Annotated in this window: 12 protein-coding genes; 8 read left to right on the forward strand and 4 right to left on the reverse strand. The window is 75.3% G+C overall.

Annotated elements, in window-relative coordinates; all coding sequences use genetic code 11:
- The first annotated feature begins 250 nt into the window (after positions 1-250).
- The 4 genes from D1781_RS15430 to D1781_RS15445 all read left to right on the forward strand — a co-directional run bounded on the left by D1781_RS15430 (position 251) and on the right by D1781_RS15445 (position 5,255).
- A complete protein-coding gene (locus D1781_RS15430) occupies positions 251-1,771 on the forward strand; it encodes a sugar transferase (protein WP_119483088.1) in 1,521 nt (506 codons plus the stop codon).
- Positions 1,772-2,335: 564 nt separating this feature from the next.
- Positions 2,336-2,998 carry a response regulator transcription factor gene (locus D1781_RS15435; protein WP_119483089.1) on the forward strand — a complete coding sequence of 221 codons (663 nt, stop codon included), beginning with the start codon at positions 2,336-2,338 and terminating at the stop codon, positions 2,996-2,998.
- Positions 2,995-4,239 carry a sensor histidine kinase gene (locus D1781_RS15440; RefSeq protein ID WP_119483090.1) on the forward strand — a complete coding sequence of 415 codons (1,245 nt, stop codon included), beginning with the start codon at positions 2,995-2,997 and terminating at the stop codon, positions 4,237-4,239. Before D1781_RS15435 ends, D1781_RS15440 begins: the two co-directional genes overlap by 4 nt.
- Entirely contained in the window at positions 4,239-5,255 is a 1,017-nt protein-coding gene (locus D1781_RS15445; protein ID WP_119483091.1) for a hypothetical protein, read from the forward strand. Before D1781_RS15440 ends, D1781_RS15445 begins: the two co-directional genes overlap by 1 nt.
- Here the strand turns inward: D1781_RS15445 and D1781_RS17630 are convergent.
- Positions 5,252-5,425 carry a hypothetical protein gene (locus D1781_RS17630; RefSeq protein WP_158590122.1) on the reverse strand — a complete coding sequence of 58 codons (174 nt, stop codon included), beginning with the start codon at positions 5,423-5,425 and terminating at the stop codon, positions 5,252-5,254. The genes D1781_RS15445 and D1781_RS17630 overlap by 4 nt on opposite strands.
- Positions 5,426-5,508: 83 nt before the next feature.
- Entirely contained in the window at positions 5,509-7,458 is a 1,950-nt protein-coding gene (locus D1781_RS15450) for a carboxypeptidase-like regulatory domain-containing protein (RefSeq protein ID WP_119483092.1), read from the reverse strand.
- A 114-nt stretch (positions 7,459-7,572) separates the two neighbouring features.
- Here D1781_RS15450 and D1781_RS15455 point away from each other — a divergent pair, with 114 nt between their 5' ends.
- Positions 7,573-7,872: a hypothetical protein gene (locus tag D1781_RS15455; protein WP_119483093.1), complete on the forward strand. Its 300-nt coding sequence runs from the start codon at positions 7,573-7,575 to the stop codon at positions 7,870-7,872.
- A gap of 54 nt (positions 7,873-7,926) precedes the next feature.
- Positions 7,927-8,175 carry a hypothetical protein gene (locus D1781_RS15460; RefSeq protein ID WP_119483094.1) on the forward strand — a complete coding sequence of 83 codons (249 nt, stop codon included), beginning with the start codon at positions 7,927-7,929 and terminating at the stop codon, positions 8,173-8,175.
- A 4-nt stretch (positions 8,176-8,179) separates the two neighbouring features.
- On the opposite strand, the gene D1781_RS15465 is transcribed toward D1781_RS15460, so the two are convergent.
- On the reverse strand, positions 8,180-9,079 hold the full coding sequence (locus D1781_RS15465) for an FHA domain-containing protein (RefSeq protein ID WP_119483095.1): 900 nt from the start codon (positions 9,077-9,079) through the stop codon (positions 8,180-8,182).
- A gap of 450 nt (positions 9,080-9,529) precedes the next feature.
- Between D1781_RS15465 and D1781_RS15470 the strand changes: the two genes are divergently transcribed.
- Together D1781_RS15470 and D1781_RS15475 are read left to right on the forward strand one after the other, a co-directional pair.
- A complete protein-coding gene (locus D1781_RS15470; RefSeq protein WP_158590123.1) occupies positions 9,530-12,118 on the forward strand; it encodes a helix-turn-helix transcriptional regulator in 2,589 nt (862 codons plus the stop codon).
- Between the two features lie 219 nt (positions 12,119-12,337).
- Positions 12,338-12,886, forward strand: a complete 549-nt coding sequence (locus D1781_RS15475) for a YdcF family protein (RefSeq protein ID WP_119483097.1) — start codon at positions 12,338-12,340, stop codon at positions 12,884-12,886.
- A gap of 12 nt (positions 12,887-12,898) precedes the next feature.
- Here the strand turns inward: D1781_RS15475 and D1781_RS15480 are convergent, their stop codons facing one another.
- Positions 12,899-13,150 carry a hypothetical protein gene (locus D1781_RS15480; RefSeq protein WP_119483098.1) on the reverse strand — a complete coding sequence of 84 codons (252 nt, stop codon included), beginning with the start codon at positions 13,148-13,150 and terminating at the stop codon, positions 12,899-12,901.
- Between the last annotated feature and the right edge of the window lie 67 nt (positions 13,151-13,217).

A 13,217-nucleotide genomic window follows, 5' to 3' on the forward strand; every position in this document is an offset into this window, starting at 1 on the left:
CCACGCCGCCACGCTAGGGCACCGCTTCCGACCCGTTCGCAACTGGGGATGGCGGGGGGTCGATGCGCGTGCTAAGTGAGCGCATGCTTGGGTAACGAACAGGTAACGCGCGCCGGGCAGGATTACGCACGGCCTTGCGCGCCCCTCCTCCGGGGGCGACCATGAACCGTCCTGAGCCAACGGTAACGACGCCCGCGCTCACCGCCTTGCCACGCCGCACCCGAATGCGGCCCCACGTGACGAAGGATTCATGGAATCAGGAGCCCTTGGCGACGCCATGCCCGACGGCAGGTTGAGCGTCACCCGTGCCGGCGCGTTCGGTGCGACGACGTTCGCCGTGCCCGACCTCCATCTCACTACTTCCGCTCAACGGGTCGGGTGGCGGACCGGCTACCGCTTGGCTCTGATCGGCACGGATCTCGCGACCGTCGCGATCTCGCTCCTCTTCGCCCAGGCCGTCCACGAGCGGAACCTGGATCCGGCGCAGTACCTCGTATGGGGGATGGCGCTCGGCGTCGTCTGGATGGGCATGCTCGCCGCCATCCGCTCCCGCGAGGTGCGCGTGCTCGGCGCCGGTACCTCCGAGTACCAGCGCGTCGCGAAGGCGACCGGCGTCGCCTTCGGCGCCTTCGCCGTGATCATGGTGCTGCTGAAGCTCGACGTCGCGCGCGGTTACCTCCTGGTCGCACTGCCCGTCGGACTGCTGCTGCTGCTGGCCGAGCGGTTCCTCTGGAGGTCCTGGCTGATCGCCCGCCGCCGGGAGGGGCTCTGCCTCATCGGCGCGGTGGTCGTCGGCAACCACCAGGACGCGACGCGCGTCACGAACGAGCTGATCAAGCACCACCACGCCGGCTACCGCCCGATCGGCGTCTCCTACACCGACGGCACCGGCGGCGCGCAGTTCGCGGCGGCCGACGGCCGCAACGTCCCGCTCGTCGAGTTCCCCATGCTCGCGGACACCGTCCGCGCCACGCACACCCGCGCGGTCATCGTCGCCGGCGAGCTTCCGGGCGGCAAGGAGGCCATCCAGGACCTCGGCTGGCAGCTGGAGAACTCGAAGACCGAGCTGATCCTCACCTCGCGCCTCACCGACGTCGCCGGCCCCCGCATCCACATGCGCCCGGTCGACGGCCTGCCGATGCTGCACGTGGACCTGCCGCAGTACGCCGGCCTCAACCACACCATCAAGCGCGGCATCGACCTCGCGCTCGCCGGCACCGCCGTCCTGCTGCTCTCCCCCGTGCTCCTCGCGGTCGCGCTCGCCGTGTACCTCGAGGACCGCGGCCCGGTCCTGTTCCGGCAGGAGCGCGTCGGCGTGGCCGGCAGCAGCTTCACGATGTTCAAGTTCCGCAGCATGGTCGTCGACGCGGAGGCGCGCCTCGCCGCGCTCGCCCGGCAGAACGAGGGCGCGGGCCTGCTGTTCAAGATGAAGGACGACCCGCGGATCACGCGCACGGGTGCCTTCATCCGCCGCTACTCCCTCGACGAGCTGCCGCAGCTGTTCAACGTGCTGAACGGCACGATGAGCCTGATCGGCCCGAGGCCGCCGCTGCCGCGCGAGGTCGCCGCCTACGAGGGCCGGGTGAACCGGCGCCTGCTGATCAAGCCGGGCATCACCGGGCTCTGGCAGGTGAGCGGCCGCTCCAACCTGTCGTGGGAGGAGAGCGTGAAGCTCGACCTCTACTACGTGGAGAACTGGTCCATCACGACCGACTTCATGATCCTCGTGAAGACGGTGCGCGCCGTCCTGCATCGCGACGGCGCCTACTGATCCACCCGCCCCGGGGTTCGGGACGGCGCGTCCGCCGTCTCCTCCTGGGCCGCTCCGAGCGGCAGGCCGTCCAGGTCGATCCGCGGGGGGCTCGAGACGGTAGACGACGGCCGCGACGACCACGGCCAGCAGCACGACGACCATCGCGGGCCACGGCGAGACCGCGAGCCACAGCACGAGGGCGGTCACCGTGCCGCCGCCGAGCGCACTCAGCGCGATCCGGTCCCGCAGCGCCATCGCATCCCCCGACACGAGCCGTGACCGGGGACCCCCTCCAGCGCGACGCCGGAGCCCCGAGAGGATTCGAATCCTCCTCCTTCCGCTGAGCGGATGGAAGCGGCGCGCCGAGCCGTGTACGGACCGTCGCACGAGGGCGGTCGGCAGACACTCGCGAACCATTCGGGAACCGCCCACTCCACGCTGAGCGAGCGCAACAGGACTGCGTCCGCTGCACGTCCGTTGCGCTGCGCAGACCAGAAGCGCCCTGAGAACCGAGGGATCGACCGCTACTGTGCTGACCTGAGAGCCCGCAGTGACGGGAGTCGGACGGAGGCGAACCGAACCATGCCCGCTCCTGTGAACGCACCGCTCCGCGTCGGCCTCGTCGACGACCACGAGGTGATCGCCGCCGCCGTCCACGCCGCGCTGCGGCAGACCCGCGAGCTCGAGCTGGTGGCGTCGGCGCCCACGGTCGACGGCCTCTTCGCCCGCGCGGCCGGCCGGCTCCACCTCGTCGTGCTCGACCTGCGCCTCGCCGACGGCTCCTCTCCCGCGAACAACGTCGAGCGGCTCGTCAACGCCGGGTGCAACGTCATCGCGTTCACGAGCGGCGAGAGCCCGTACCTCCTGCGCACCGTCGCTCGCACCGCGGTGCTCGGCATCGTGCGCAAGAGCGAGCCGCTGCACGCGCTCACGAACGCGCTCCTCCGCGCCGCCTACGGCCAGCCGGTCATCACGGCGGAGTGGGCGTCGACGGTCGAGAACGATCCGCTCATCACCGACGCGCGCCTCTCCAAGCAGGAGCAGCGGATGCTCGCGCTCTTCGCCGACGGCAACACCGCGCAGAGCGTGGCGGAGGAGGCCGGCATCGCCGTCTCCACGATCGAGGACTACGTCCGCCGGATCCGCGCGAAGTACGCGCGCGCCGGCCGGCCGGCCGTCACCAAGGTCGACCTCTACAAGCGCGCCGTCGAGGACGGATTCCTCCCCGCTCCGAACGAGCAGTGACCGACCCCGCCGACCCGCGCATCCCGCGGGAGATGGCGGCGGACGTCGCGGCGCCGGCCCGCTGGGCGCTGCTGCGCCGCATCGCGGGGAACCACGCGGAGGAGCGGGTCACCCGCGTCGTCGCCTTCGCGTTCCTGCCCGCCGCGGTGCTCTTCGGCGTGCTCGCGGCCCCCTCCATCGCGGAGCAGGAGGACCTGTGGCCGGCGTGGTGGAACGTCGTCGCGTTCGTGATCGGCGTCGCGCCGTCGGCGGCGCTCGGGCTGGCCTCGTTCGTGGCGCCGTTGCGCGTGCTGCGGCTGATCGCGCAGATCGACGTGTGGGGCACCCTCGCGGTGCTGGCCTCCATCCCGTTCGTCGTCATGCCGGTCCACACCCTGACGACGCCGATCTGGTTCGCCGACGTCAGCGGCCTCGGCCTGGTCTCCGTCGCGCTCGCGTTCCGCCCGTGGGGCACGATCCTCGTGTCGCTCGCGGGCGCCGCGCTGTCCTTCGCCGACCGGCTCGCGCTGGGCGGACCCGGCTCGGCCACGGCCGGGCTGCAGGTCGGGCTCTACGTGCTGCTGCTCACGCTGACGTTCGTCGCGCTCGGCGTCACGAGCGTCGCCGCGGCCCGCGCCGCGGACGTCGCGGAGGCCGAGGCGGAGGAGGCGACCGCGGCGGCGGCGGCGGACGCGGCCCAGGAGCGGGAGCGCGCCCGGGTCAACGAGCTCGTGCACGACCGGGTGCTCGCGACCCTGCTGACCGCGGCACGGGAGCTGCCCGGCGGCGGCCTCGAGCGCCGGGACGCCCAGCGGGCGCTCGACGGGCTCCGCGCCCTGCTGCAGGACGACCTGCCCCCCGTCGACCTGTCCGGCGAGGACCTGCTCTGGAAGGTGCAGGCGATCACCACCGACCTCCTGCCGGAGGCGCTCTTCAACTACGAGCTCGAGGACGCGGACGACGTGCCCGGCGAGGCGGCCGACGCGATCGTCGACGCCGCGGAGGAGGCGATGCGCAACTCGCGCCGCCACGCGGGCGCCGCGAACCGGACGGTGCACGTGCGGGTCGCGCGAGGCGTCGTGGGGATCGACGTGCTCGACGACGGCGTCGGCTTCGACCGTGCGGCGGTGCCGCCCGGCCGGCTCGGGCTGAGCGACAGCATCGAGGGCCGGATGCGGGCGCTCGAGGGCGGGTCCGCGGTCATCGTCTCCCGGCCGGGCGTCGGCACGCGGGTCAGCCTGCAGTGGAGCGCCGAAGGATGATGGACCGTCTGCTGGGCGCGCCGCCCTCGCGCTCGCAGCGCCTCCTCCGCTCGATCCTCGGCGGCGGCGCCGTCTACTTCGCCCTGTTCGCACTGGTGCACGTCGTGCTCGCCTTCACGTCGGCCGGGACGAACGCCTGGGACCTGGTGAGCCTCGTGCTCGTGCTGGTCCCGCAGTGGGTCCTGATCCGGCGCCGCACGCTCGACCTGCCGCTGCGCCCCTCCATCATGCTCGCCCTGATCGTCGGCGCCGCGGCGCTCACCGGCCTGCTGTCCATCGCCGACGTGGCCCGGCCGGACGGCTACGACGCCTGGTTCCTCGGCGCCGTCGCGTTCGACCTGCTCGGCCTCGCCGTCGCCGGCCGCTTCGGCTCGGCGTGGGTCGGGATGGGCGTCGTCGCGGCGCTCTGCATCGGCTGGGCGCTGCTCGGCGGCCGGCCGGTGGGGATCGGCATCGGCCTGGTCGTGCGGCACGTCGCGACGCTCGCCGTCGGCACCGCGCTCGCGGTCAGCCTCCGCAGATCGAGCGCGACGGCCGTCATCGCGCGCGGCGTGCAGCGGCGGCGCCGCATGGAGGAGGACGTCGCCCGCGCCCGGGCGAGCGCCCGTCGCTCCCAGGTCGAGCAGGTGCTGGAGCAGGCCGGTCCGGTCCTCCGCTCCATCGCGGAGGGGCGACCGACGACGCCGGAGGAGCGTCGGCAGATGCTCGTGATCGAGGGCGCGCTGCGCGACCAGATCCGGACGCCGCGGCTGAACGCCTCCGAGCTGCGCTCGGTCGTCGACACGGCCCGGCGACGCGGCGTGAACGTGCTGCTGCTCGACGAGGCGGACGCCGCGGGCGACGACGCACGGCTGCACGCGGTGCACTGGCTCGCGGAGCGCCTGGCCGCGACGCCGGAGGGCCGGTTCGTGGGCCGCCTCCGCGACACGGAGAACGGCGGGGTCCGGGTGAGCGCGGTCCGCGACGAGCAGGGGGAGGCCGAGGTCTTCGGGACCCGCGAACCCGTCGGGGGCTAGCGGCGGACCGGAGCGCGCAGCGCGAGGGGCGCGGGCGTCGGGAAGCCGCTGTAGGGCGCGTCGCGGTGGTCGCGGGCGTGGATGACGCCGCCCGCGAGGAACGCGAACGCGACTGCCGCGAGCGCCCAGACGCCGGCGACCGCCAGGACCAGGAGCACGACGGTGAGCATGCAGAAAGTGAGACAGTTCCACCTGAGCATCCGCGCAGAACGCGGTGTGCCTGCGCGGTGAGATCGCGCGCTGGGACCGGTCGTCAGTGCGCGCGGACGTGCAGCACGATCGCCTGCACGTCGGTCGTCGCGCCGTCGCTGAGCGTGAAGGTCCCGGTGGGCGGCAGGTAGAACCACGGGCCGTCCACCGCGGGCGCGCTGCCGCGGAAGGAGTCGGCGTCGTACTCGTAGGTGCCGGGTACGAGCCCCGGGATCTCGACCCTGCCGCCGTTCGTCCTCGGCCCGAAGCGGACCGCGGCGCCGTTCGGCCCGTCGGCCTTCCCGGTGATCTCCGGCACGCCGGCGCCGCTGGAGATGAACCAGCCCTTGAACACGGCGGGGTTCGGGCCGGCCTGCAGGTCGACGGCGTTCTGCCCGCTGCGCACGATCACGCCGACGGGCTGCGAGGCGGTGCGCGTGCCGGCGTCGACCACCACGGGGTACGCGCCCGGGACGAGCCCCTCCACCGTGTAGGCGCTGGAGGCGGCGATCGTCGCGGCGCGCTGCAGGAGGGCGGCGTCGCCGACCTGGACGCGTCCGCTGGTGCCGTTGGCGACGGTGCCGCTCAGGGTGACGGCGGGCTGCGTGATGACCACGTCGGCGGTCGTCGCCGTCGTCCCCGCGACGGTGACCGCCTCCCCCATCCGCGCGAGCGACGGGTCCTCGGGCTCGGTGACCGCATAGATGCGGTAGCTCCGGCCGGGCTCGAGACCCCCGACGGAGTAGCGGCCGTCGCTGCTCGCCGTCGCGGCGCGGACGATGCGCCCGGACGTCTCCTCCACCACGACGCGGACGCCGGCGGAGGTGCCGCCCGCCGCGGGATCGGGGTCGGTGACCCGGCCGGCGATCCTCCCAGCCGCCTCCACCTCGGTCGCGACGCCGACGTCGCCCAGCACGTCGGGCACGGTGACGGAGAAGGTCTCCGGCACCACGGAGTCGGCGGTGCGCTCGACGGGCGCGATCGCGGCGGTCTCCGGGGTGTCCGGCGTGACGGCGGGGCTCGGCGAGGCCGTGGAGGCGGTCGGGGTCGGGGTGGAGGTCGCACCCGGGATCGGCACCTCGATCGCGGCTGCGCCGGTCGTGGCCGGCTCGTCGAACCGGCCGACCTCGACGGCGTACTCCCCCGCGGCGACGCCCGTGAACGACCAGGCGCCCTTGTCCGAGGTCCGCGTGGTCGCGAGGACCTCGTCGTCCTGCTCGAGCAGCACCGGGACGCCCGCGCCGACCGCGCCCGTGGAGGTGCGGACCGTGCCCGAGACGGTCGCCCCGGTGACCGGCTGCGAGAGGGTCACCGTCGTCGTGCCGCCGGACGGGACGATCGCGTTCCCGACGACGGGCAGGCCGGGCGCCTTCGGCACGAGCACGACGCCGTACTGCCCCGGCGCGAGCAGCCCGGACCGGAACCGTCCGCGGGAGTCGAGGCGGAGCGTCTGCACGACGGAGTTGTCGGCGCGGCGCACCTGCAGGGCGGTGACGCCGCTCGCGGGGACCGGGCTCGTGCCGGTGATGCGGCCGGCCTCCTGCAGCTTGATGTGCACCTCGGCGGCGCCGCCGGAGAGGCTGCGCGCGGTCGCGAGCGGGCGGCCCTGGTACATCGGCGACGGCGCGTTCCCGGCCGGCGAGGCGGAGATGACGCCCCGCACGATCGCCCTGCCGTCCCGCTCGAGGATCGTGTGCAGCGAGTCGGGCGCGGTGCCGGCGTAGGCGTAGCCGTCGAGTGTCGCCGAGACGTCGAAGGTGAAGCTGCCGGTCGCGTCCGTGGTCGTCCGCGAGACCGTTCCGCCCGACGTGGTCCAGAACCCGACGGGGAAGAAGGGCACGGGCTGCCCGTTCACGGTCACGTCGCCGCGGACGGTCGTCGTCTCGCCGGAGTTGGCGGTGACGGCGGGCAGCAGCGCGGCCGCCACGATGACGACGCCGATCCCGAGCATCGCGAGCAGGTCGAAGCCTCGACCGCGGGGACGGCGCACGCGGCGGGCCGCGACTGCGCTCATGCCTCCCCCGTCCGACGCGCCTTCCCCGGCGCGCGCCGGGATCGAGTCAACCAGCCCCCGGCAGCCCGCGGGCGCGTCGTCCGACTTGCGGGCCCGCCGACCCCTGTGGGCAGGATGGCGGCGGGGACCACGGAGGAGGGGACGATCGCGAACCGGAGGACGGCAGCACGCCTGTGCTCGGCGCTCGGCGCCGCACTCCTCGTCGCCGCGCTCGTGCTCGCCCTGCTGCCCGGCTCCCCCGCCTCGTGCGGGTCGCTGCTCGCGCCGATGTACCCGCCCGCCGAGGGCGTGGCCTGCGCTGCGGCCCAGGTCGTGTGGTTCCCGGCGGTCGTCGCCGCGGGCGCGGGCGGCCTGGTGCTGCTCGGGGCCGGGGCAGTGGTGATCCCGTCGCGGCGGACACGCCGTCGGCGCTGAACCGCGGTCGTGTCGCACCCCCGGACGGGGGTCGCGGTCCGGTAGGAATTCCGCATGTGGATCGCGCTCGTGCTCGCCATCGTCGCCGGCTGGGTCGTGCTCGCGGCGCTGATCGCGCTCGCGATGGGGCGCGCCGTCCGCGTCGCCGAGCGGCGCCGCCCGAAGGCGCGCGTCCGGCGCCCGGCGAAGACCGCGTTCGGCCGCGCCGTGCAGGCCGCGACGGGCCAGATCCCCGTGATCAGCAGCCGCACGCTGAAGGCGGTCACCGGCGCCATCCCGATCATCCGGCCGCGCAACACCTGATCGCTCACGCGGCCTCGACGCTGAGCCGCACCCGGACGCCCCGGCCCAGCTCGAGCACCTCGCCGCCCATGACGGGCCGCGGCACGTCGAGCGGGGCGCCGTCGAGCACGGTCTCGCCCGTGCCGGGCACGATCCACCAGGCATCGCCGCGGACCTCGACGACGAGGTGGTCCCGGCCGACGCCGGGCCGGTCGAGCACCAGGTCGTTGTGCCCGCCGCGGCCCATGCGCACGACCCCTGTCGCGGCCGGCACCGTCCGCACGTCCGTCCCGTGCACCACCACGAGGTCGCCCGGCACGCCCGTCGCCGCGGGGTAGACGGCGGTGGCGAAGGGGCCCGCATCGTCGGCGAGGCCCCGCGGGAGCACGTCCGTCAGGGCGTCGTCGCGGCGCGTCAGCACCTGATCGGGCGCCGCGACGACCGGTCGGTGCGGGGCACGGCCGGGAGCCGCGGACGCCGGGCGGCGACTCGATCGGACGAAGGCCTGGCGCGGGCGGAGGCTGATGTCCCGCACGAGGCGCACCTGCGGCGGTGCACCCACGATCCAGCCGCCCTGCGAGGTGAGGTCGCGGTAGAAGGCGGTCAGGTCCTCCTCGGCCGCCTCGACGCCGAGCGCGTCGGCGATGGACTCGTGCGCCTCGGGTCCCACGTGGACCTCGAGCTCCTCGGCGGCGACGCGGCGCCCCGCCGCCGTGCGCTCCCCCACCCCGCGGAGGCGTCGCGCGAGCGCCCGCTGCGCGGCGACGCCGTCCCGGGGCCGGCCCGGGGTCAGGCCGTCGACGATCAGCCGGCCGACGCTGCGGGCGCTCGTCCCCGTCACCTTCCCGACGGCGCGGACGACGAGCGCGACGGCACCCGCGCCGACGAGCAGCCCGAGCACCAGGCCGAGCCAGAGCCATCCCATGGGCGCAGAGTATGCAGGGCGCGGGTAAGGAGGGATCCGTCGGCAGGACGAAATCCGGGAGCCGTCGGACCGATGCCTGAGCCTCTACGTAAAGGTCCGAAGAACTACGCAACAACGTGCCGGATCTGTGCGACGATGGGATCGGCCGTCCAGGGGTGGGCGGCCGGTTGGGTAGAGCGCCCGTGCGAGGGCAGAGTTGATGCGCCGTGGGGACGGCGCCTGCTCCTCGAAGGCGCGCGAGGGTGCGGACCGCCGGGGAGGCGATCCGCACCCCGCTCCCCTCGCGTCGTACGCGGGCCGGGGAGTACGTAGAAGCCGCCCCCATCCGCTCGGGGCTTGGCACCGAACCTCCCGGGATGCCACGCTCGTCGGCGTCCCCGCTTCCCCCAACCGCTCACCACAGGTCCCTGAATGCCCCCTCGCGAGTTCTCACCTGCCCGGACACCGCACGTGACCGGCTCGCAGGAGGCGCTCGTGCCCTACATCGGCCGCGCCGCGCTGCTGCGCGCGGCAGGGCTGCGGGTCGAGGCGGGCCGCGGCACGGTACTCACCGGACCGGCGGGCGTGGGCAAGAGCCGCACGCTGCAGGCGATCGTCGAGCTCGCCGAGCGCGGCGGCACCCGGGCGGAGCGCCTGCTCGCCTCCAAGGCGAGCGCCGCCGTGCCGCTCGGCGCCTTCCTCCCGCTGCTCCCCCGCGACGCGATCGACGAGGCGCGGGCGGCCGACCCCCTGGGCCGCGCCGCCGTGGTCCGCTCCGCGGTGCTGGCGCTCGGCCTCGAGCTGCTCGCCGTCGACGACGCCCACCTCCTCGACGACGCGTCCGCGGCCCTGCTGCACGACCTGGCGCGCGCGGGCGTCGTCGTCGTGATCGCCCTCGACCCGTGCGCGACCGGTCCTGACGTGCTGCACGCCGTGCCCGAGACCGCCCGCGCCGAGACCGTCGAGGTGCCGCCGCTCACCCAGGAGGAGACGGCCGAGTTCGCGGAAGCGGTGCTGCAGGGCACGATCGACGCGGGCAGCGCGCTGACCCTGCACCGGGCGTCCGGCGGCATCCCGCTCGCCCTCCGCGAGCTGCTCGAGGACCAGCTGCGGTCCGGCGGCGTCGATCGCACCGGCGACCTGCTCTCGATCCGCGAACCCCTCCGTGCGGCGACGCCGGTCGACGCCCGCGTCCGCGCCGGGCTCGCCGGGCTCGACGGCGACGTGCGGGAGTGGGTCGAGCTGGTGGCCGTCGCGGAGCGCGTCCCGATGGACCTCGCGGCCGGTCTGGTCGACGACGGCGCCGCCGACCAGGCGGAGGCCGGCGGCTGGGTGCGGCTCGACGGCCACCGGCAGTACCGGATCGCGCAGCCGCTCCACCGCCGCCCCGTGCTCGACACCGTCGGCTCCCGCGCGCGTCGGCGGGCGCTGCAGGCGCTCGTCGACGCCGGGCGGAGCCTGCCCCGGGAACCGACCGCCGACGAGCGGGTGCTGCTCGGGCGCTGGCGGCTCGAGCTGGGCGAGGACCTCGCCCGCGACGAGGCGCTGCAGCTGGCCGTCCTGACGTCGCCGTCCCAGCCGGAGCTGCGGGAGCGCTTCCTCCGCGTCGCGGCGGCGGACGGCGACCCGACCGCGCTCGCGGCGCTGGCGCAGCATCTCGTGGCGAGCGGCTCGCTCGAGGAGGCCGAGCGCCTGCTCTGGCGCGCGGAGGCCGCCGGCGGTTCCGAGGAGCGGATCGCCGCCCTGCTCGCGCTCGCGACGGGCCTCGGCGAGCGCCGCAGCACGGAGGCGCTGGCCGACCTCGACCGCGCGCTGGAACGCCACCCGCAGTCGCTCGATCTGCTCGGCGTGCAGGTGGCGCTGCTGCAGGCCGAGGCGCGCAGCAGCGAAGCGGCGGCGGCCGCCGAGCGGCTCGCCGCGCTGCCCGCCTCCGGCGCCGGCTCGGTGCTGGGCGAGGTCTACGGCGCCGTGGCGATGGCGGCGCGCGGCGACCGCGAGGCCGCGACCCGCATGGCGGACGACCTGCGCCCCCTGGCCGAGCGGTACGTGCACCAGCTGCCGGAGGGCCCGATGCTGCACGCGTGGCTGGAGGCGACCGTGCCGTGGGTCACCGCCCGCGACGCCCGGATCGTGGTGCGGGTCGGGCAGGCCGGCTACGACCAGACGCTGCGCGACGGGCTGCGCCCGGACCGCGCCCGCTTCGCGCACCTGCTCGCCGCGGGTCGCCTGGCGCAGGGCGACGCGCGGACCGCGGTGCGGCTGCTGCGGGAGGCGGAGGCCGTGCCCTGCTTCTGGCGGGACAGCCAGCGACCGGACATCGTGGCCAACCTCGTCGAGTCGCTCGTGCTGGCGGGCGAGGCCGACGAGGCGGAGCGGACCCTCGAGCGCCTGCGGGCGATGCGGCGGACGCCCGACCAGGAGGGCGCCGTGCGGCTGGCCGAGGCCGCCGTGCTCATGGCGCAGGGCGAGCGCGACGCTGCAGCCGCGCTCGCCCTCGAGACCGGCGACGCCGCGGCGGCGCGCGGCGAACGCGCCGCGGCGGCCGACGGCTGGACCGCGGCGCTCCGCTACGGCAGCGAGGAGGCCGCGCGGCGGCTCCAGGACCTGACCGATCTGCCCGCGGGCTCCGTCCGCGCCCTGGTCGTCGAGCACGCCGCGGCGCTGCTCGCGCACGACCCGTCCCGGCTCACCGCCGTGGCCGAGGCCTACTGGGCCGCCGACGCGCGGCTGCTCGCCGTCGAGGCGGCGGCGGAAGCGGCGCGCACGGCGATCGCCGCCGACGACACGGTGGAGGCGACCGCCGCCACCGAGCGCGTGCTGCGCTGGAGCGTCGCGACCCCGGGCCTCGCCGATCCGCTCGCGGGTGCGCTGCCGCTCGCGGGGCTGACGACCCGGGAGCAGGAGATCGTCCGGCTCGCCGCGACCGGGCTGCAGGATCGCGAGATCGCGGCCGAGCTCGGCATCTCCGTCCGGACGGCGCAGACGCACCTCGGGCGCGCCTTCAACAAGCTCGGCGTGCACCGGCGCCAGCAGCTGGCGCGCCTGCTGCCCTCGATCTGACGGCGCCGGCTCAGGCGGACCACCGGCTCCGGCCGTCGCGTCGCGGGCCGATGATCCGCGACCCCCGGCTGGGTGTTCCGGGAGTACGAGCAGGATCTTGCACCTTCAGCGCAGGTTGCGGAAGAAGGGGGCCTCGAGCCGGCGCGCTAGCCTCGGACCGTCGGGCGTGCTGCGGCGCATCGCGTCCGTCGCAGCGGTCCGCGCCTGTCGGGGAGGGTCGTGACGACCGGTGCCGTGATCCGCATGCGGGTGCGCCGCGCGGGTCTGCTCGGGCTCGGCGGGCTGCTCGTATGGGCGCTCGTCGGCCTGCCGTTCTTCGTCTTCCCGACCGTCGACCCGGTCCCCCGGCGCGCCGACGCCGTACTGGTCCTCGGGCCGCCGGTGCACGAGCGGGTGGAGGTCGCGGAGCGGCTGCTCGCCGAGGGGCGGGTGTCCGCGGCGCTGGTCTCCGTCCCCTACGACCGGGTGCCGCCGGAGACGGCGGCCCTGTGCGCGCAGCCACGCGTCACCTGCTTCGACCCGTCGCCCCGCACGACGCGCGGCGAGGCGCGGGCGCTGCGCCGGTTCGCCGAGGAGCGCGGCTGGCGGAGCGTCGTCGTCACCTCGATGCCGGCGCACCTCGCCCGCGCGCGGGCGATCGTCGGCCGATGCTTCGACGGACGGATCGCGATGGTCGCCGACGCGGAGGGGCCCTACCTCGGCTGGCCGTACCAGTACGCCTACCAGACCGCCGCGACGGTCAAGAGCTGGTTCCTGCCCGGCTGCTGACGGAGCTGAGGATCAGCCCCAGCCGCCGTCGTCGCCCGACCCGCCCTCGTCGTTCCGGTACAGGCTGTCCGGCACCGCGACGTCCGCCTCCGGCGCCGGGTAGCGGAGGGGCCGGGGCTGCAGCACGGTGCGCGCTCGACCGAGGAGCCGCGAGAGGAGCCCCGGCGCGGGCGCCGGCACGAGCGACACGGCCGGAGCAGCGCTGCTCGGCGTGCGGGTCGCAGGAGCGGCGAGCCGCTGCCGGCGATCGGTCGAGGTCGTCATGGCGGCGAGCGTAGGTACCTGTGGACCCGCTGAGACGCACCACGCCGGTGTGCCTCGAATTGGTCGC

The sequence above is a fragment of the Amnibacterium setariae genome, from assembly GCF_003581425.1.
Lineage (GTDB): Bacteria > Actinomycetota > Actinomycetes > Actinomycetales > Microbacteriaceae > Amnibacterium > Amnibacterium setariae.